Origin of the sequence: Hylemonella gracilis str. Niagara R, assembly GCF_000600295.1 — a bacterium.
Classification (GTDB): domain Bacteria; phylum Pseudomonadota; class Gammaproteobacteria; order Burkholderiales; family Burkholderiaceae_C; genus Hylemonella; species Hylemonella gracilis_A.
Map to the genome: position 1 here is coordinate 2055777 of NZ_JEMG01000001.1, position 19678 is coordinate 2075454.

At 66.4% G+C, this 19678-nt stretch carries 19 protein-coding genes; 14 read left to right on the forward strand and 5 right to left on the reverse strand.

The window, feature by feature from the left end; genetic code table 11:
- Nucleotides 1-93: 93 nt before the first annotated feature.
- The 6 genes from AZ34_RS09540 (at nt 94) to AZ34_RS09565 (ending at nt 7184) form a co-directional block, all read left to right on the forward strand.
- Nucleotides 94-1740: a 3-(methylthio)propionyl-CoA ligase gene (locus AZ34_RS09540; protein WP_035607472.1), complete on the forward strand. Its 1647-nt coding sequence runs from the start codon at nt 94-96 to the stop codon at nt 1738-1740.
- Between the two features lie 196 nt (nt 1741-1936).
- Nucleotides 1937-3199 (forward strand): branched-chain amino acid ABC transporter substrate-binding protein, encoded by a 1263-nt coding sequence (locus AZ34_RS09545; protein ID WP_035607473.1) that lies wholly within the window; start codon nt 1937-1939, stop codon nt 3197-3199.
- Between the two features lie 107 nt (nt 3200-3306).
- On the forward strand, nt 3307-4338 hold the full coding sequence (locus AZ34_RS09550; protein WP_035607475.1) for a branched-chain amino acid ABC transporter permease: 1032 nt from the start codon (nt 3307-3309) through the stop codon (nt 4336-4338).
- Between the two features lie 10 nt (nt 4339-4348).
- On the forward strand, nt 4349-5656 hold the full coding sequence (locus AZ34_RS09555) for a branched-chain amino acid ABC transporter permease (RefSeq protein WP_035607477.1): 1308 nt from the start codon (nt 4349-4351) through the stop codon (nt 5654-5656).
- A gap of 11 nt (nt 5657-5667) precedes the next feature.
- Nucleotides 5668-6462 carry an ABC transporter ATP-binding protein gene (locus tag AZ34_RS09560; RefSeq protein WP_155831876.1) on the forward strand — a complete coding sequence of 265 codons (795 nt, stop codon included), beginning with the start codon at nt 5668-5670 and terminating at the stop codon, nt 6460-6462.
- The gene (locus tag AZ34_RS09565) at nt 6459-7184 is read left to right on the forward strand and encodes an ABC transporter ATP-binding protein (RefSeq protein WP_419670207.1); all 726 of its coding nucleotides are present in this window, start codon (nt 6459-6461) and stop codon (nt 7182-7184) included. Before AZ34_RS09560 ends, AZ34_RS09565 begins: the two co-directional genes overlap by 4 nt.
- Here the strand turns inward: AZ34_RS09565 and AZ34_RS09570 are convergent.
- The 5 genes from AZ34_RS09570 to AZ34_RS09590 form a co-directional block, all read right to left on the reverse strand.
- On the reverse strand, nt 7128-8783 hold the full coding sequence (locus AZ34_RS09570) for a methyl-accepting chemotaxis protein (protein ID WP_051509659.1): 1656 nt from the start codon (nt 8781-8783) through the stop codon (nt 7128-7130). The two genes, AZ34_RS09565 and AZ34_RS09570, sit on opposite strands and share 57 nt — an antisense overlap.
- Before the next feature lie 81 nt (nt 8784-8864).
- On the reverse strand, nt 8865-9335 hold the full coding sequence (locus AZ34_RS09575; protein ID WP_035607480.1) for a DoxX family protein: 471 nt from the start codon (nt 9333-9335) through the stop codon (nt 8865-8867).
- Between the two features lie 33 nt (nt 9336-9368).
- The gene (locus AZ34_RS09580) at nt 9369-10196 is read right to left on the reverse strand and encodes a DNA-binding domain-containing protein (protein ID WP_231495500.1); all 828 of its coding nucleotides are present in this window, start codon (nt 10194-10196) and stop codon (nt 9369-9371) included.
- A complete protein-coding gene (locus AZ34_RS09585) occupies nt 10193-11101 on the reverse strand; it encodes a DUF692 domain-containing protein (protein ID WP_051509660.1) in 909 nt (302 codons plus the stop codon). Before AZ34_RS09585 ends, AZ34_RS09580 begins: the two co-directional genes overlap by 4 nt.
- 22 nt (nt 11102-11123) lie before the next feature.
- Nucleotides 11124-11417, reverse strand: coding sequence for a DUF2282 domain-containing protein (locus AZ34_RS09590; protein ID WP_035607484.1), 294 nt, complete (start codon nt 11415-11417; stop codon nt 11124-11126).
- A gap of 252 nt (nt 11418-11669) precedes the next feature.
- Between AZ34_RS09590 and AZ34_RS09595 the strand changes: the two genes are divergently transcribed.
- The 8 genes from AZ34_RS09595 to AZ34_RS09630 all read left to right on the forward strand — a co-directional run bounded on the left by AZ34_RS09595 (nt 11670) and on the right by AZ34_RS09630 (nt 19539).
- Nucleotides 11670-12233 carry a sigma-70 family RNA polymerase sigma factor gene (locus tag AZ34_RS09595; RefSeq protein ID WP_035607487.1) on the forward strand — a complete coding sequence of 188 codons (564 nt, stop codon included), beginning with the start codon at nt 11670-11672 and terminating at the stop codon, nt 12231-12233.
- A complete protein-coding gene (locus tag AZ34_RS09600; RefSeq protein ID WP_035607490.1) occupies nt 12230-12874 on the forward strand; it encodes a DUF1109 domain-containing protein in 645 nt (214 codons plus the stop codon). The genes AZ34_RS09595 and AZ34_RS09600 overlap by 4 nt, the downstream gene beginning before the upstream one ends.
- A 50-nt stretch (nt 12875-12924) precedes the next feature.
- The gene (locus AZ34_RS09605; RefSeq protein WP_155831772.1) at nt 12925-13377 is read left to right on the forward strand and encodes a hypothetical protein; all 453 of its coding nucleotides are present in this window, start codon (nt 12925-12927) and stop codon (nt 13375-13377) included.
- A gap of 75 nt (nt 13378-13452) precedes the next feature.
- A complete protein-coding gene (locus tag AZ34_RS09610) occupies nt 13453-15309 on the forward strand; it encodes a copper resistance system multicopper oxidase (protein ID WP_419670208.1) in 1857 nt (618 codons plus the stop codon).
- Between the two features lie 14 nt (nt 15310-15323).
- Nucleotides 15324-16205, forward strand: a complete 882-nt coding sequence (locus AZ34_RS09615; protein ID WP_231495501.1) for a copper resistance protein B — start codon at nt 15324-15326, stop codon at nt 16203-16205.
- A gap of 44 nt (nt 16206-16249) precedes the next feature.
- The gene (locus tag AZ34_RS09620; RefSeq protein ID WP_035607497.1) at nt 16250-16783 is read left to right on the forward strand and encodes a cupredoxin domain-containing protein; all 534 of its coding nucleotides are present in this window, start codon (nt 16250-16252) and stop codon (nt 16781-16783) included.
- 18 nt (nt 16784-16801) lie between these two features.
- Complete coding sequence (locus tag AZ34_RS09625; protein WP_035607499.1) at nt 16802-17278, forward strand: DUF411 domain-containing protein; 477 nt, start codon at nt 16802-16804, stop codon at nt 17276-17278.
- Nucleotides 17279-17283: 5 nt separating this feature from the next.
- Nucleotides 17284-19539, forward strand: a complete 2256-nt coding sequence (locus AZ34_RS09630; protein ID WP_035607501.1) for a copper-transporting P-type ATPase — start codon at nt 17284-17286, stop codon at nt 19537-19539.
- Nucleotides 19540-19678 lie beyond the last annotated feature (139 nt).

Below are 19678 nucleotides of genomic sequence, written 5' to 3' on the forward strand. Positions count from 1 at the left end.
GGGACCGGCCCGGGTGTTTCCCCATGTGGTGGCCGCATGGGCTTGCGGGATACTGGCGCGCAACATCGCGCCCACAAGAACAGGAGACCGTCCATGCTCGGATTGATGCAGACCCAGCCTTTGCTGATTTCTTCCCTGATCGACTTCGCCGAACGCCACCATGGCGATGGCGAGATCGTCTCCCGCCGGGTGGAGGGTGACATCCACCGCTACAGCTGGGCTGACGTGGCGCGGCGTTCCCGCCAGTTGGCTGGTGCCCTCGACGCTGCCCAGCTCAAGCTCGGCGACCGCGTGGGCACCCTGGCCTGGAATGGCTACCGGCATCTGGAACTGTACTTCGGCGTCAGCGGCTCGGGCCGCGTTCTGCACACCATCAACCCACGCCTGCACCCCGAGCAGATCGCCTGGATCGTCAACCACGCCGAAGACCAGGTGCTGTGCTTCGACCTGACCTTCCTGCCCCTGATCCAGGCCGTGCATGCGAAGTGCCCGACGGTGAAGCAGTGGGTGGCCTTGTGCGAGGCCGACAAACTGCCCGCCGACACCGGCATTTCCGGACTGGCGAGCTACGAAGCCTGGATCGCGAAGCAGCCCACGCGGTACCGCTGGCCGGAACTGGACGAAAACACCGCGTCCAGCATCTGCTACACCAGCGGCACCACGGGCAACCCCAAGGGCGCGCTCTACAGCCACCGCTCCACCATCCTGCACGCCTACGCGGCGGCCTTGCCGGATGTGATGTGCCTGAGCGCGCGTGACAGCGTGCTGCCCGTGGTGCCCATGTTCCATGTCAATGCCTGGGGTATCCCGTACTCGGCGGCACTCACGGGCTGCAAGCTGGTGCTGCCTGGCCCGGCGCTGGACGGCAAGTCGCTCTACGAACTGATGGAAGCGGAGCGGGTGAGCTACGCGGCCGGCGTGCCCACCATCTGGCAGATGCTGCTGGGCCACGTCAAGACAAACAATTTGAAGTTCGGCAGCCTCAAACGCACGGTGATCGGCGGCGCGGCTTGCCCGCCCGCGATGATCGACACCTTCCGCGACGAGTTCGGCGTTGAGGTCCTGCACGCCTGGGGCATGACGGAGATGTCGCCGCTGGGCACCTTGTGCACGCTCAAGAACAAGCACCTCGCCATGCCCGCCGAGGCGCAGAAGAAGATCCGGCTCAAGCAGGGCCGCACCATCTTCGGCATGGACATGAAGATCGTCGGCGGCGACGGCCAGGACCTGCCCTGGGACGGCAAGACCTATGGGGACCTGCTGGTGCGTGGCCCCTGGGTGGTGCGCGGGTATTTCAAAGGGGAGGGCGGCAACCCCCTGGTTCAGGACGCGCAAGGCCGCAGCTGGTTCCCCACCGGCGATGTGGCGACCATCGATGCGGATGGCTACATGCAGATCACGGACCGCAGCAAGGACGTGATCAAGTCCGGTGGCGAATGGATCAGTTCCATCGACATCGAGAACATCGCCATGGCCCATCCGGCGGTGGCCCTGGCCGCCTGCGTGGGCATGAAGCACCCGAAATGGGACGAGCGTCCCGTGGTCGTCGTGGTCAAGAAGCCGGGCGCGGAACTCACGCGCGAGGCGCTGCTCACCTTCTACGCCGACAAGACCGTGGCCAAGTGGCAGATTCCCGACGATGTGATTTTCGTCGAGGCCATTCCCCTGGGTGCCACCGGCAAGATGCTCAAGACCCGGCTGCGTGAGCAGTTGAAGGACTACAAGCTGCCGGGTCTTTGACGCCTCGCCTACCGCGCGCGCCGCCCCGGCGTCACCTGGGTGACGCGCGCGGACCCTGTTACGGGGATTCCCTAGAGCGCGCCCCTGTCCGGCCTTGTTACGCTGACCCGGGTTCGACAAAAAACACAAAGAGGCCGCATCAGGCCTCACAGGTAGCCCCCGCCACGGGGATGACATCCACGAACAGGAGACAACCATGAAGCGTGTGTACAAACTCGGCTCGGCGCTCGGCGGTTACGCCGCGTCGGCCGTTCTGCTGGCCGGCCTGGGCATCTCGGCCGCCTCGGCGCAAACCCAGGGCCAGACGGTCAAGATCGCCTGGATCGACCCGCTGTCCGGCCTGATGGCGCCGGTGGGCAGCAACCAGCTGCGCAGTTTTCAATTCTTCGGCGAGAAATTCAGCGGCGCAGGCAATCCGGCCGGCGTGAAGTTCGAGGTCATCGGCCTCGACAACAAGCTCAGCCCGCAGGAGAGCGTGAACCAGCTCAAGGCTGCGATTGACCAGGGCGTGCGGTACATCACCCAGGGCAATGGCACCTCGGTGGCCGTGGCCTTGATTGACGCGATCGCCAAGCACAACGAACGCAATCCCGGCCAGGAGGTGGTGTTCCTCAACCACTCGGCCATCGACCCTGACCTCACCGGCGTCAAGTGCAACTACTGGCATTTCCGCTTCGACGCGGACACGTCCATGAAGATGGGCGCGATGACCAGCTTCATCAAGGACCAGAAGGACGTGAAGAAGGTCTACCTGATGAACCAGAATTACGCCCACGGGCACCAGGTGGCGAAGTACGCCAAGGACCTGCTGGCCGAGAAGCGTCCCGACGTGCAGATCGTTGGCGAGGACCTGACGCCGCTGGCCCAGGTGCGTGACTTCTCGCCCTACATCGCCAAGATCAATGCGTCTGGCGCCGACACCGTGATCACGGGCAACTGGGGTTCCGACCTGTCGCTGCTGGTCAAGGCCGCGATCGAGGGGGGCTACAACGGCAAGTTCTACACCTACTACGCCGGTGTGACCGGCACGCCCACGGCCCTGGGCAGTGGCGGCGCGGGCAAGGTCTACCAAGTCTCCTACAACACCTATTACATGGGCGGCGACTATGAGAAGTGGCAGCAGGAGTACAAGGAAAAGTTCAAGGACGACTATTACACCGGCTCGGTCTACCACATCTTCCGCGCGCTCGGTGAAGCCATGGCCAAGGCGAAGTCGACCGACCCGGTGAAGGTGGCCAAGGCACTCGAGGGCTTGAAGTTCAAGAGCTACAACGGCGACGTCGAGATGCGCGCCACGGACCACCAGCTCCAGCAGCCCTTGTTCATCACGGTCTGGCAAAAAGCGGACAAGAAGTACAAGCACACCGCTGAGGCCACGGACATGACTTTTGCGCCCGTGCGCGAGTTCACGGTGGCCCAGACCAGCACGCCCACGGTGTGCCAGATGCAGCGTCCTTGATGCGATGATTGCTTGATGGGTTCGCGGGCCCGGTCTTGCCTACGTGGGATCGGGCCCTTTCTTCGCCGGTTTGATGGTGATTTGCTGATTTACCGATACAGGACGCGATGGAGTTCTTCCTCATCTCCATGCTCAACGGCCTGAGCTACGGGCTGTTGCTCTTCATGCTCAGTTCCGGCCTCACGCTGATCTTCAGCATGATGGGCGTGCTCAATTTCGCCCACGCGAGCTTTTACATGCTGGGCGCCTACCTGGGCTACACCGTGGCCCGTGACTACACGGGCTTCTGGCTGGGCCTGATCGTCGCGCCCCTGATGGTCGGTGCGCTGGGCGCTCTGTTCGAGCGGCTGGCCCTGCGCAAGGTGCACGCTTACGGGCATGTGCCCGAGCTGCTGATCACCTTCGGCCTGTCCTACATCATCCTGGAGCTGGTGCAGCTCATCTGGGGTCGGCTGCCGCTGGAGTTCCGGCCGCCCGAGCTGCTGCAGGGCCCGGCCTTCACCCTGGTGCATGACGCCGGCACGGACGCGCTGAGCGGCATGCACCTGGTCTGGGGCCGAGCTTCTGCGGAGGCCTGCGCGGTGGCGGCCTGTTCGCCGTTTCCCGCCACGCGCGGCTTCATGATGCTGGTGGCCTTGTTCATGCTGGTGGCGCTCTGGCTCTTGCTGACCAAGAGCCGCATCGGCCTGGTCATCCGTGCCTCGCTCAGCCATCCCGAGATGGCGCAGGCCCTGGGCCACAACGTGCCTCGGGTCTTCATGCTGGTTTTCGGTGCGGGTGCGGCCCTGGCCGGTCTGGCCGGGGTCATCGGCGGCAGCACCTTCGTGACCGAGCCGGCCATGGCCGCCACGGTGGGCTCGGTGATCTTCGTGGTCGTGGTCGTGGGTGGCCTGGGGTCGCTCTCGGGTGCCTTCCTCGCCTCCGTGCTGATCGGCGTCATCCAGACTTTCGCCGTGGCCTTCGACTACTCACTCATCCACCTGCTGCAGTGGCTGGGCATGGAACTGGGCGCGGCCGCGCGCAACAACTCCATCCTCAAGCTCACGCTGGCCCAGGTGGCGCCCATCCTGCCGTATCTTTTCCTGGTGCTGATCCTCATCTTCAGGCCCAAGGGCCTGTTGGGAACGCGCGACGAATGAGGACGACGCAATGAATAACCAATCCTTCAACTGGGGCCGCTGGATCATCTGGGGCCTTTTCGCCCTGATGCTGCTGTCCATGCCACGGCTGTTCGGCAGCAGCCTGGCGGTTAGTCTGCTGTCGCAGATGGGCATCGCCATCATCGCCTGCCTGTCCTACAACATGCTGCTGGGGCAGGGCGGCATGCTGAGCTTCGGTCATGCGGTCTATTCGGGCTTGGGCGCTTACATGACCATCCACGCGCTCAACCTGATGAGTGGCTTGGCCAAGGCAGGCGAACCCTTCGTGCCGGTGAGCCTGCTGCCGCTGGTGGGTGGCCTGGCTGGCCTGTTCTTCGCCTTTCTGTTCGGTTTCGTCACCACCAAGAAGTCGGGCACGCCCTTCGCCATGATCACCCTGGGCATGGCCGAGTTGGTGTTCGCGATGTCCTTGATGTTCGCCGAGTTCTTTGGCGGCGAGGCCGGCGTCACCGGCAACCGGGTGGTGGGCAAACCTGTGCTGCAGGGACTCTTCGACAAGGGCCTCAGCTTCGGTCCGGGCATCCAGGTCTACTACCTGATCGCGGCCTACACCTTCGTCTGCGTGGCGCTCATGTACGCCTTCACGCGCACGCCGCTGGGGCGCATCCTCAACGCCGTGCGTGACAACCCCGAGCGCGTCGAATTCATTGGCTACAGCACGCAGCGCGTGCGTTACCTGGCCTTCATGGTCTCGGGCTTCTTCGCGGGCATCGCGGGAGGATTGGGCGCCATCCTGTTCGAAATCGTCACGGCCGAGGTGGTGGGGCCGCTGCGCTCGGGCGGCTACCTGCTCTTCACTTTCCTGGGCGGGGCCACGGTTTTCTTTGGGCCCATCATCGGGGGCGTGCTGTTGGTCCTGACCTCGGTCATGCTGTCGGAACTCACCAAGGCCTGGCTGCTCTACCTGGGGCTGATCTTCCTCTTCATGGTCATGTATGCCCCGGGCGGCGTGGCCAGCCTGATCATGATGAACCTGCGGGTGGCCAAGTTCGGCTTTTGGAACCGCATCGCCAAGAGCACGCTGGGCCTGGTGGTCACCGGCGCGGTGCCCTTGCTGGGCGCGGCGGTGCTGATCGAAATGATTTACCACCAACAACTGAATCTGACTTTGGGTACGGAGTTCCGTTTTCTGGGCTTGGCGCTGGACGTGAGCCAGACCAGCGCCTGGGTCGGCGCGGCCGGGGTGACGGTGCTGGGCGTGGTCCTGTTCGAGGTGGTGCGCCGTGACTACGCACGCCGCTGGGGCGAGGTGCAGGTCCGCATCGAGCGCATCATCAAGCACAGGGAAGGGCTGTGAGCACCATGACAATGGCCTTGAGTTCCGTTTCCAATACCAACGCCCTGGAACTCAAGGGCGTGACCAAGCGCTTTGGCAAGTCCGAGATCATCCGCGGCATCGACCTCACGGTGAAGCAGGGGGAGCGTATCGCCGTGATCGGACCCAATGGCGCGGGCAAGTCCACGCTGTTCAACCTGATCAGCGGCCGCTTCGGCCCTAGCTCCGGCGAGATCCTGCTCAAGGGCGAACGCATCGACGGCCTGCGTCCCTACGAGATCTACCGCAAGGGCCTGGCGCGCAGCTTCCAGATCACCAACATCTTCCACCGGCTGAGTGTGAAGGAAAACCTGCGCTGCGCCGTGCTCTGGAGCATGGGCTACCGTTACACCTTCTGGCGTTTCCTGGCTGGCCTGCACGACGTGAACCAGCGCGTGGACGAGCTGCTCCTGATGATCCGTCTGGAAAAGCGGCGCGATACGCAAGCGGGCAACCTGACCTACGCCGAACAGCGCGCGCTGGAGATCGGGATCACCATCGCGGGCGGTGCCGAGGTCGTATTGCTTGACGAACCCACGGCGGGCATGAGCCAGAGTGAGACCACCCGTTTCATCGGCCTGATCCGCGAGGTGACCGAGGGCAAGACGCTGCTGACCGTGGAGCACGACATGGGCGTGGTGTTCGGTCTGGCCGACAAGATCGCCGTGGTGGTCTACGGCGAGTTGCTGGCCTTCGATACCCCCGAGGCTGTGCGCGCGAATGCGCGCGTGCAGGAGGCGTATCTGGGTTCGGTCGTCGCCGAGAACCAGGCGGAGGCCCGGGCATGAACACAAACACCAACATGAAGCCCTTGTTGCAGGTCGGTGACCTGCATGCGTATTACGGCAAGAGCCATGTGCTGCATGGCGTGAACTTCGCGGTGGGCGAGGGCGAGATCGTGGCCCTGCTCGGGCGCAACGGTTCGGGCCGTTCCACCACGGCCAAAGCTGTCATGGGACTCGTGGACTGCACGGGTGAACTGCGCTTCCGTGAGAGTCCGCTGCAGGGTCGCAAGGCGTATGAGATCGCGCACCTGGGCCTGGGCTACGTGCCTGAAAACCGCGATATCTTCCCCGACCTCACGGTGCACCAGAACCTGATGCTGGGCGAGAAGCGGGGGCGGGGTGCGAAGAGCCGGTGGTCCTATGAGGACATGTACACGCTGTTTCCCCGTCTGCGGGAACGTCAGCACACACCGGGTGGTGTGTTGTCCGGGGGCGAGCAGCAGATGCTGACCCTGTGCCGCACCCTCATGGGCGACCCGGACCTCATCATCATCGACGAACCCACCGAAGGCCTCGCGCCCAAGATCGTCGAGCAAGTGGGTCAGTACCTCCAGACGCTCAAGGCGCGCGGCGTGTCGGTGCTATTGATCGAGCAAAAGCTCACCATCGCGATGACGATCTCCGACCGCGTGCTCGTGATGGGCCATGGCCGTATCGTGTTCGAAGGCTCACCCGAGACCTTGCGCGCCAACACGGCGGTGCGCAAGGAGTGGCTGGAGGTCTGAGCCCTCTGTCCAGGTCAGCGACGGTGCCGCCTCGGCGCTTGCTTCGGCTACGTCCGCGCCCGGCGCGAGTCGGAACACCGACACTGTCTCCACCAGCTGGTCGGACTGCGCCTTGAGCGCCTTGGCCGCGCGCGCCGTCTGCTCGACCAAGCCCGCGTTCTCCTGCGTGGCGCGGTCCATCTCGGTGACGGCCAGACTGACCTGCTGTATGCCGTCGGATTGCTCTGCCGTGGCCAGTGCGACCTGGTCCAGGGTCTGCATCAGCTGTTCAACCGACTTCACGACCTGCCGCATGGTGCGGTCGGCCTCCGTGGCCTGGTCCGCGCCCAGCGCCACGCTGGCCGAGGACTGTTCGATCAGGTCCTTGACCTCGGCGGCCGCTCGGGCGCTGCGTTGTGCCAGCGAGCGCACCTCGCCCGCCACCACGGCGAAACCCTTGCCCTGCTGACCCGCCCGTGCCGCTTCCACCGCGGCGTTGAGCGCCAGCAGATTGGTCTGGAAGGCGATGCCGTCGATGATGCCCACGATGTCGACGATGCGCCGCGCGTGGGTCGAGACTTGCTGCATGGTCTCGGTGATCCGTGCCACGGCCTGGCCACCCAGCGCGGCCTCGTCCGAGGCGGCGCGTGCCAGATCCCGGGTCTGACTGGTCTGGCCGGCGTTTTGCCGCACGGCGGCCGACAGTTCTTCCAGCGTGGCGGCCGTCTGTTCCAGCGCGGCCGCCTGCTGTTCGGTGCGCGCCGACAGCGCCAGATTGCCGTCGGCGATGCCGCGCGTGCCCTGGTCCACTGCCGACGCCCCTTGCCGGATCGACGCCACGGTGCGCGCCAGCCCGACTTGCATGCGGTCCAGCGCGATCAGCAACGCGCCGATCTCGTCCTGCCGCGCGCTGGACACCGCGCTGCTCAGGTCACCGGCCGCGATGCGGTCGAATTGCCGATCAACCTGTGCCAACGGCCCCAGCAGACGCTGGCGGAAGAAGAGCAGGCACAGCGCGGCCAGGGCCAGCGTCAGGCCGAACAGCCCCAGGGCGATGCCGCCCGAGCGGGTGGCGCGAGACTCGGAGGCCAGGCGCAGGGCGTCGCGCTGCCCCTCAGCCTCGGCGATGGCCTCGCGCAGCGCGGTACTGAAGTCCGCGTCGGCCTGTTCGGCTTCGCCGGCGGCGGCCACGTAGCGTTCCAGCGAGACTTCGTACAGCGCTTCCTCGCGCAGGCCCAGCACGCGTGCGTAACGCTCGTAGGCCAGCACCGCGCGGCGCGCGTGCGGGTCGTCGCCCGGTACCGTCGCACGGTAGGTCTCGAAGGCCTTGGCGGCGGCCTGGACCGCGGCCGAAGCCTTGCGCACCTCGTCGGTGGCCGCGACCTGGTCCCCGCGCTGCAACTGGATGTAGGCATTGTTCATGCCGACCAGGGCCGTCAGCAGCAGCTTGCCCGTCTCGTGCAGCGGCCGGATGCGCTGGTCAAGCACGGCCGTCGCGTCAATGTCGCGCGCGGCCTGGCGCGCGCCCAGCCAGGCCAGCCCGGCCGACGCCCAGAGCGCCAGGGAAAAAATGCCCAGCACCAGCCACAGGCCGGTGCGGATCTGCAAGCGGGGGAGCATGGTGGCGGCTTTCCTGTTCTGCGTTGTGCAGGACGCGGTCAAGGGTTGAGATCTGGGCGGAATGGGACGACCTGCGAGGCCTCAGTGTAGACCCAGGCTGCGGTCCACCGAGAGCCTGCCACCACCATGCGCCGCGAGGTACAGCAGCAGACCTGCCCAGGACAGGTGAGTTGGCCAGGCATCGGGGTAGACGAAAACCTGGATCACCAAGGTCATGCCCAGCAGGCCCAGGGCTGACAGGCGCGTGGCCAGGCCGAGCACCAGCAGCAGCGGAAACAGGTGCTCGGCATAGGTCGCGAGGTGCGCAGCCAGATCGGGCGGTAGCAGCGGGACATGGTATTCCTCGCGAAACAGCGCGTAGGTCCCATCGCTGACGGTCAGCAGGCCCGTCACCTTGGTGCGACCGGACATCAGGAAGATGGCGGCCAAGGCGACGCGGGCCGCCAACGCGATCAGGTCGTGGCCGATCCAGCGTTCCAGCAGGTCAGCGCATGCGTTCCAGCGCGCGCGCAGGCGCCCGGTGTGGGAGGTCGTTTCCGTGGTCGTGGGCATGTGAGTGTCCTGGGTTTGGTGGAAATTTGGGTTTCAGTCGGCGCGTGGCGCCGACAGCGCGCCCGTGGTGATCAGGTCGGCCCACAGACGGGCCAGGTCGAGTTCGGCCTCGGCCTGCCATGCCGACTGTGCAGCTTGCGTGAGGGACTGGTCGGCCGCGCAGGCATCCAGGAAGGCGCACAGACCCGGGCCTGCCGCCTGCCAGCGCACAGCGCCATCGTGTGGCGCGCGCGTCAGTAGGGCGCCGTCACCGACCCAGGGCAGTTGCCCGTCGAGTGTTATTTCCTCACGGTTGGCGCACCAAATCGCGTAGATGGGCTGGTCCGCGTGCCAAGCCCAGCGGGTGGCCGGGTGCGGGCGCAGCCGCAACTCGCCCAAGGCCTCTGCGGGCAGGGCCGCGAGGGTGTCCGCTTCTAGCGCGAGTGCATCGGCCGCCATGTGGGCCTCGATCCAGCACCGGTCCAGCCGCGCCACGTCGGCGAGGTAGGGCAGTTCACGCGCGGGTTCGAAGTCGGTCAGGAAGTCGGGGAAGTCCAGGCCATAGTCCATCAACATGACCGAGCTAGGCGGTGTCGCTCGCACATAAGGCAGGGCAGCGGCGCGAAACCAAGCCGAGCCGACCAGGCGCGCGACGGTCGGAAAATTGGCTTCCAGCGCGTCGATGCAACCCTTGAACACGGTGTTGCGGTAGACCGCGAAACCGGGCTGCGCCACCAGTGGGGCCAGCGTGGCCGAGGCCGAGTCGGGGTGGTAGAGCGCGAGCACGAAATCGTTTTGAAAACGCGCGAGCGCGTCACCCATGACCGTTGCATTGGTCAGGGGCTGCGCCCCCGCTGGCGCGCCTGTGGCTAGGGAGTTCATGCGGGAATCACCTGCGGAGCCATCTCAACCGCAAGGCTCGTGGCCGTGCGTTTGTGCCGGTCCATCAGGGCTGCGGCCCGTCGCGCTTCAGCCTGCAGTTCGGCATAGGGCGGGATGGCGTCGTCTCGCTCGATCAGTGTGGGACGCGGGCCGATGCGCGCGATCAGACGCTCGTACAAGGTCCAAACTGACTCAGCGACTGATACGTCGTGGCTGTCGATCAACAGCGGAGGCGTCCTCGCTTCGCCCTGGTTCGCTGCCTGGGCCTCGTCAAAACGATGACCCGCAAGGTGGATTTCCATCACCGCATCGGCCGGAAAAGCGTCGATGTAGGTTGCCGCGTCGTAACCCAGGTTGTGCGCACTGACCTGCACATTGTTCACGTCCAGCAGCAAGCCGCAGCCGCATCGCCGCACCAGTTCGTTCAGGAAGTCGATTTCGCCCCATTCATGCCCATCGATGCGCAGGTAGTGCGAGGGGTTTTCGATGGCGATGCGCCGGCCCAGCGCATCCTGCACCCGCGCGATGTTGTTGCTGATGCGTGAAAGCGCGGCCTGGGTGCGGGGGAAGGGCAGCAGGTCCGGGTGGTAGTGGCCGTTCCAGCTTGACCAGGCCAGGTGCTCGGACACCAACGCGGGTTCGACCCGCGTGGCCAAGCGCACGAGCCGCGCCAGCTGCACGGGGTCCGGCGGCGCGTCCGCCGCCAGCGAAAGGGAGACCCCATGCAAGGACAGCGGATGGCGTTCGCGCACGGCCTGCAGCCAGGCCAGACGCGGGCCGCCGTCCATCAGGTAGTTCTCGGGATGCACCTCAAACCACAGGCCGGGGTCGTCGGCCTCCCGTGCGTCCTGAAAATGCTGTGGCTTCAGGCCGAGGCCCGCGCCGAGCGCCTTGCTGTCTGCCATGGTGTGAGGCCTCGCGCCTGGGTCAGGACATCGTCGGGGTCAGCGAACCCATGCCCTTGGGCGTCTTGATCGTGGTGCAGGTGCCGGCGGGAACGTTCTTCCAAGCATCACCCTGGTAGTCCACCTTGGAAGAGCCCGCGCAGCTCGTGCCCGCGCCGGCCTTGCAGTCGTTCTGGCCGGCCTTGGAGATGCCGTAGCACTTCTCGACAGCGGTCGTTTTCTTGGCAGGTGTCGCGGAAGGGTACTGGGCCAGCGCGACCCCTGCGGCCAGGGCGGAGAAGGTGACGGCAACGGTGGCGAGATTGCGTGCGTTCATGGTGTCGATTTCCTCGAGAGGGTTGAAAGGTGTTCGGCCCACCGCGCCGCGCCGATCGCGTCCGCCTAGGGTCCGAGGGTTACTTCGTCACCGGGCCGGAGCCGGTTACAGGCAGTCCAAAATTTTGACTGCGTGAGTCCGGTCGGACCCGTAAGCCAATGATCGGGGAGGGGCACAATAGAATCAATGGCTTGCGGGGGTGCTGAGAGAAATATTTCGCACCCCCTGTAACCAGCACCCTGCACGGAACGAATGACAGGAAAGACACCCGTCGAGCTTGCCGAAGCTCGCCTGAAGGCGCTGATGCTGCGGGGCCTGGACGGCGACGCGGCGGCCTACCATGCCTTCCTGGACGATCTGAGCGGTCACCTGCGCGCCTTTCTGCGCAAGCGCCTGTTCCGGCTCCAGGATGAAATCGAGGACATCGTGCAGGAAATCCTCATCGCCGTGCACAACGCACGCCACACCTACCGCACCGGCCAACCGTTGACGGCCTGGGTGCACGCGATCGCGCGCTACAAGCTGGCAGACTTTCTGCGTGGGCGTGCGCGCCGCGAAGATCTGAATGATCCGCTGGACGAAGAGGCCGAGCTGTTCGCTGCTGCCGAGGACGAGGCCGGCGAGGCACGGCGCGATGTGCTCAAGCTGCTGGAGGAACTGCCCGACAAGCAGCGCCTGCCCATCCTGCATGTCAAGCTGCAGGGACTGTCGGTGGTGGAGACCGCGCGACTCACCGGCCTGTCGGAATCGGCCGTGAAGGTGGGCGTGCATCGCGGGCTCAAGGCCCTGGCGGCCAGGATACGAGACGCTTCATGAAAACCAAGGACATGATCACCCTGTTGGCTGCGGACGTGGCGCCCGTGGACCGCCATCTGGCGGCCAAGCGCTTCGCCGCCGCTTTGCTCATCGGCGGCTCGGGCGCCGTGCTGCTGATGCTGTGGCTCCTTGGCCTGCGCCCTGACCTGGCACCCATGCTGGGCGTGCCGCTGTTCTGGATCAAGATGGTCGTTCCCCTGGTCCTGGCCCTGGGGGCCTTGCTCGCGGTGACGCGACTTGCGCGGCCGGGCGTGCCGGTCAGTGGACCGGGCTGGACCGTCCTGGTCGCGCCGGTGGCGCTGCTCTGGGCGGCGGCGCTGGTCGTGCTGTGGTTGGCGCCCGCGCCTGAGCGTCTGAATCTGATGCTGGGCCTGAGCTGGAGGGAATGCCCTTTCAACATCGCCTTGCTGTCGGTGCCGGGCTTCATCGCCGTGATGTGGGCCATGCGGGGTCTGGCGCCGACGCAGCCGCGCCTGGCCGGGGCCATGGCAGGCCTGCTGGCGGGTTCGGTGGCGACGGTCGCCTATTGCCTGCATTGCCCGGAGATGGAAGTGCCTTTCTGGGCCATTTGGTACCTGCTGGGCATGCTGGTGCCGACGCTGGCGGGCGCGCTGCTCGGCCCCCGTTTGCTGCGCTGGTGATAGACCCCCACAGGGTTGTCCGCTGACAAGGCGGGCGTATGATGCTCGCCATGTTGCCTCGCCGCTGCCTCCTGCTGGCCCTGCTCGTTCTGCTGCCCTTGCGCGGCTGGGCAGGCATGGTCATGGCGACGGAGATGGCGACGGCCTTGCCCATGCCCTCGGCCCCCCTGACACAGGCCCTGCCTGTTGATCAATCGACCGCCGCCGAGGAATGCCATGGTGGCCACGGTGCGACGCCCACCGTCAACGATCGTCGGGTGCCCATCGACCATGGCCTGCATGAGGTCATCGTGCACGACGCGGCGCAGGACACGTCACACACGCAGCACGACAGCAGCAGTTGCGCCAACTGCGTGTATTGCCAGACCTGCCACACGGTGGCCTTGACCCCGCCGTTGAATGGCTTGGGCCTGTCCTGGGCAAGCGCGTCCTTGCCTTGGGGCGATCTGCCGGCCGACCTCAGCGCCACGCCGCTGCCGGGCGACAAACCCCCCATCGCCTGAGTTTCCCTGCCCATGGTGCGTCCGCCGCGTCCGCGTGGCTCGGCGACGCTTGTGCATCGAACTCAGGAGTTGGTCTTGAACATTCCATCGAACCCTTACGCGTCCGTGCCGCCCCATGCGCGCCGACGCTTCGTGCAGGGCCTGGCCGCTGGCGGCCTGCTGCTCGGCTTGTCGCCTTACACCGCTTCCTCGCTGTTGCGCGGGGCCCAGGCCGCCAATGCAGGCCGGGCCGCGCCGGAACTCAGCGGCACGGAATTCCAGCTCGAGGTGGCCGAACTGCCCGTCAACTACACCGGAACGCCACGCCTGGGTGTGGCCATCAATGGCTCGATCCCGGCGCCCACGCTGCGCTGGCGCGAGGGCGAGGAGGTGACTATCCGCGTCACCAACCGCCTGCGAGAGGACACCTCCATTCATTGGCACGGCATCATCCTGCCGTACCAGATGGACGGCGTGCCCGGCATCAGTTTCGCGGGCATACCGCCCGGCGCCACATTCACCTACCGCTTCAAGGTGGAGCAGAGCGGCACCTACTGGTACCACTCGCACTCCAACATGCAGGAAGCCGTGGGCATGTACGGGGCCATCATCGTCGAGCCCCGAGGTGGCGAACGCATTCGCGCCGACCGTGATCATGTCGTTTTGCTGTCGGACTGGACCGACGAGGACTTGATGCAGGTGATGCACAAGCTCAAGGTGCACAGTGCCTACTACAACCACCACCAGCCCACGGTGGTCGATTTCTTCCGCGATGCATCCAACGAGGGCCTGAAGGCCGCCATGGACAAACGGCGCATGTGGAACGAGATGCGCATGAGCCCCACCGACCTGGGCGACCTCTCGGCGGCCACGCTGACCTACCTGATGAACGGCAGCACACCGGCGGGCAACTGGACCGGCCTTTTTCGCCCCGGAGAGCGGGTGCGCCTGCGCTTCATCAATGGCTCGGCCCACACCTTCTACGACGTGCGCATTCCGGGTCTGAAACTCACCATCGTGCAGACCGACGGCGTGGACGTGGAACCCGTGACGGTGGATGAGTTCCGTTTTGGACCCGGCGAGACCTATGACGCGATTGTCCAGCCGCGCGACGAAGCCTACACCGTGTACGCCCAGTCGATGGAGCGCACGGGCTACGCACGCGGCACGCTGGCGACGCGCGCGGGCCTGCAGGCCCAGGTGCCCGCCCTGGACCCGCGCGTGTGGCTGAGCATGTCGGACATGATGGGGGGAATGGACCATGGTTCGATGGACCACGGCGCCGCAGGGCACGGGGCGGTGACGGGCGAAGAAGGGCATGCAGGCATGGGGCATGGCAATTCGGCCATGCCCGGGATGGATCACGCCGGGCATGATGGCCACGGGGGCCACGCCATGTCGGCCATGGCGAACCCATTGGCCCGTCCCAGCGCCTTAGCGCGCCATGCGCGCACCGAATACGGCCCCAGCACCGACATGCGCGTGGATACGGCGCGCACCAACCTCGACGACCCCGGTGTGGGCCTGCGCGACAACGGCCGGCGCGTGTTGACCCTGGCCGATCTGCGCACCTTGGGCGGACCGCTGGACCCGCGTGGCCCCGAGCGCGAGATCGAGCTGCACCTGACCGGTCACATGGAGCGCTACACCTGGTCGCTGGACGGGCTGGCCTTTGGCCAGTCCACGCCCGTGCGCATGAATTTCGGCGAGCGCCTGCGTGTCATCCTGCACAACGACACCATGATGACCCACCCCATGCACCTGCACGGTCTGTGGAGCGAGCTGGAGGATGCCGAGGGCCGTTTCGTTGCGCGCAAGCACACCGTACCCGTGCAGCCCGCGCAGCGCGTGAGCTTTCTTGTCACCGCCGATGCGATGGGCCGCTGGGCCTGGCACTGTCACCTGATGCTGCACATGCACGCCGGCATGTTCCGCGAAGTCGTGGTGGCGTGAAGGAGGAATGGACCATGAACCAATTCAGAAGTCTTTCTCCTCTCGCGCCCGCTGCGCTGCTGCTGGCTCTGCTGGGCAGTCCGCTGGCGATGGCCCAGTCCAGCACGGCGATGCAAGGCATGGACCATGGCGCGATGCAGATGCAGGGTGGTTCCGCGCCAGCCGATGCGCGTGACCCGCATGCCTACGCGGGCGGAACCACCTTGTCCAGCGGGCCGTATGCGCTCGGGTCCGAACGCAGCCTCTTCATGGGTGACGAGCACAGCCACGGCCTGTTCCTGGCCGACCGGCTGGAAGCGGTGCGGGACAGTGACAGCGGTACCACCACGGGCGCCTATGAGTTCCTGGCCCGCTGGGGCCGTGACCACAACCGCCTGGTGCTCAAGGCCGAGGGCGAAGTGGCGGACGGCCAACTCGAAGCCTCCAGCACCGAGGTTTTGTGGAGCCATGCCGTGGCGCCTTACTGGGATGCGCAACTCGGCCTGCGCCATGACACGGCGGAAGGTGGGCGGTCCCGTAACTGGCTGGCCTTGGGCATCGACGGCCTGGCACCGTACTGGTTCGAGGTCGGCGTGACGGCCTACCTGGGCGAGGGTGGGCGCACGGCCCTGGGCTTGAGCGTGGAGCAGGATCTGCTGCTCACCCAGCGCTTGGTGCTGCAACCCCGCCTGGAAGCCCAGGCGCATGGCCGACGCGATGCCGCCAACGGCATCGGCCAGGGGCTCTCCGATGGCACGGTGGGGCTGCGCCTGCGCTATGAGTTCTCGCGCCAGTTCGCGCCCTACCTCGGCGTCGAATGGGCCGGGCATTTCGGCGAGACGGCCGACCTGCGGCGCGCGGCGGACGAGCCCGTGCGCGAGACGCGCGCCGTGGCCGGTCTGCGCTTCTGGTTCTGACTTTGATTCATCACACACACAGACATACCTGAAAGGCAATTCCCATGAACACGATCAACCTGAAAATCGCCCTGGCCATGACGCTTGCCATGCCCACCCTGCTGTTAGCGGCGGGCAACCATGAAGGCGGTCACGGCAAGCCCGGCACGCATGGCGGTCACGACATGGCCGGCATGCACCACGGTGGCATGGCGGCGCACGCCTCGGCAGCTGGTCGCCCGGGCGATCCGGCCCGGGTCACCCGCACGGTTCCAATCCAGATGGGTGACACCATGCGCTTCACGCCAGCGGCCATCACGGTCAAGGCCGGAGAGACCGTCCGCTTCTTCGTCGTCAACCAGGGCCAGTTGGTGCACGAGATGGTGATCGGCACCCAGGCGGAACTGGACGAGCACGCCGAAATGATGAAAAAGATGCCAGGCATGCAGCATGAGGAGCCCAACCAGATCAACCTGAAGGCGGGTCAGCGCGGTGGCATCGTCTGGACCTTCGACCGTCCCGGCAGCTTCGCCTTTGCCTGCCTCGTGCCTGGCCACAAGGAGGCCGGCATGGTGGGCACGATCACCGTCCAGCCTTGAAGCGGGAAGGGGAAGATCATGCAACGACGCACATGCCTGCTGGCCGGCATTTCAGCGCTGGGCGGACTGTCGCTTGGCCGGGCCGCGGCCCAACCTGTCCAAGGCCGCACGGCGATCGAGGTCTGGAAAACCTCCAACTGCGGCTGCTGCAAGGACTGGCTGCGTCACCTTGAGGCCGAAGGCTTCGTGGTGACGGCTCATGATGTCCGCGAGACGGTGAAGAACGACTACCGCCGCCGCATGGGGCTGGCCGACAAATTTGGCTCCTGCCACACCGGCCTGGTGCAGGGTTACGTCATCGAGGGCCATGTGCCGGCACGCGACATCCGTCGTCTGCTCCAGGCCCGGCCCGTGGCCCTGGGCCTGGCCGCGCCCGGCATGCCGATGGGGTCGCCGGGCATGGATGGACCGGAGTATGGCGGGCGCAGAGACGCCTACGATGTGCTGCTGGTTCAGCGCAATGGCACGTCGACCGTGTTCCAGTCCTACCGGTGAGATCCATGTCCCCATCCGATCACGAACATCACCACGAACGTTCTGGCCATGCCGCCCACGCGGGGCATGCGCATCCTCCCGCGCATGCCCCGCTTGTACGACCCACCGCAGCCCCGGACCCCGTCCGGGCGGCCGGGCTCGGGGACTACACCTGTCCCATGCACCCGCAGGTGCGTCAGCCGGGGCCGGGCAACTGCCCGATCTGTGGCATGGCGCTGGAGCCGGTGCTGGCGAGCGATCAAGGCGCCGAAAGTCCGGAACTGCGCGACATGACGCGGCGCTTCTGGATCGGACTGGCCCTCACGCTGCCGGTGTTCGTGCTCGAGATGGGGGCCCACCTCTTCAACATCCACCATTGGGTCGCTCCGTGGTTGTCGAACTGGGTGCAGCTCCTGCTGGCCACGCCGGTCGTGCTCTGGGCCGGCTGGCCCTTCTTCGCGCGGGCGGCGGCTTCGGTCCGCCACCGCAGTCTCAACATGTACACGCTGATCGCGCTGGGCACAGGCGCTGCCTGGCTCTACAGCATCGTGGCCACGCTGGCTCCGGGGCTGTTTCCGCCTGCCCTGCGCGGCCCGGAGGGTTCGGTGGCCGTCTATTTCGAGGCGGCGGCCGTCATCACCGTGCTGGTGCTGCTGGGCCAGGTGCTGGAACTGAGGGCGCGCGAAAAGACCTCCGGCGCCATCCAGGCGCTGTTGAGCCTGGCCCCGAAGACGGCGATGAAAGTGCGTTCCGACGGCAGTGACGGCTCTGACGCGAGCGTGCCCGTGGACACCATCCAGGTCGGTGACCTGCTGCGCGTGCGTCCGGGCGAGAAAGTGCCCGTGGACGGTGAACTCGTCCAAGGCCAGGGCAATGTCGACGAATCCATGGTGACGGGCGAACCTCTGCCGGTGGCCAAGGCTGCCGGCTCCAAGGTGACGGCGGGCACGCTCAACCAGACCGGCGGTTTCGTGCTGCGGGCGGAGAAGGTCGGGGCGGACACCCTGCTGGCGCAGATCGTCCACATGGTCGCCGCGGCGCAGCGCAGCCGAGCGCCCATCCAGCGCATGGCGGACCAGGTGTCGGGCTGGTTCGTGCCGGTGGTGATCGCGATCACGGCGCTGACCTTCGCGGCCTGGATGCTGTGGGGGCCGGAGCCCGCGTTCAGCCACGCCCTCATCAACGCGGTGGCGGTGCTGATCATCGCCTGTCCCTGCGCGCTGGGCCTGGCCACGCCCATGTCCATCATGGTCGGCGTGGGACGCGGCGCTCAGCAAGGTGTGCTGATCCGCGACGCCGAGGCGCTGGAGCGCATGGAAAAGGTGGACACCCTGGTGGTCGACAAAACCGGCACGCTCACGGCAGGGCGGCCCGAGATCGTGCACGTCGAGGTCGTGCCAGGTTTCACGGCGCGGGAGGTCCTGCAGAAGCTCGCCAGCGTGGAGCGCGCGAGCGAGCATCCGCTGGCTCTGGCCATCGTGGCGGGCGCGCAGGCACGCCAGTTGCCCTTGCTGCCCGTCACGGATTTCGATTCGCCGCTGGGCAAGGGCGTGGTGGGCATGGTGGAGGGCGAGCGCGTCGTCTCGGGCAGCGCCCGGTTCCTGGCTGAACAGGGGCTGGACGTGGCCGGCCTGGCGGCGTTGGCGCAGACGCAGCGCGAGCAGGCGGCCACCGTCATCTACGTGGGCGTCGCGGGTCGGCTCGCCGGTTTCGTTGCGGTGGCGGACCCGATCAAAGCCACGACGCCGCAGGCCTTGCAGGCACTCCAGGCCGCGGGTCTGCGCGTCGTGATGCTGACCGGAGACAACAGGACCACGGCCGAGGCGGTGGGGCGCCAGCTCGGCATCGCGGAGGTGATCGCCGATGTGTTTCCCGAGGACAAGGCCGCGGTGGTGCGAGACTTGAAATCACAGGGGCGGGTGGTGGCGATGGCCGGCGATGGGGTCAACGACGCGCCGGCCCTGGCCGCCGCCGACATCGGCCTGGCCATGGCCACGGGCTCCGACGTGGCCATGGAAAGCGCGGGCGTCACCCTGCTGCACGGGGATCTGATGGGCATCGTGCGTGCGAGGGCCTTGTCGCGCGCGACCATGCGCAACATCCGGCAGAACCTGGTGTTGAGTTTCGCCTACAACGTGGCCGGCATCCCGCTGGCGGCGGGTGTGCTGTACCCGGCCTTCGGCCTGCTGCTTTCGCCGGTGGTCGCTGCGGCGGCCATGGCCTTGTCCTCGGTGAGCGTCATTGCCAATGCCTTGCGCTTGCGCGCGACCAGGATCGAATGACCGTGGTGCGCGACGGGGACCTAGGGTATTCCTTGGGTTTCGGTGTTTTGTCCCTGCAGTGACAAGCCGCCTGTCCGCCTGCGCCCTACAATCGACGACTATCGAACGGTCGTTCTATTTTCGATTTGACAGAGGAAGG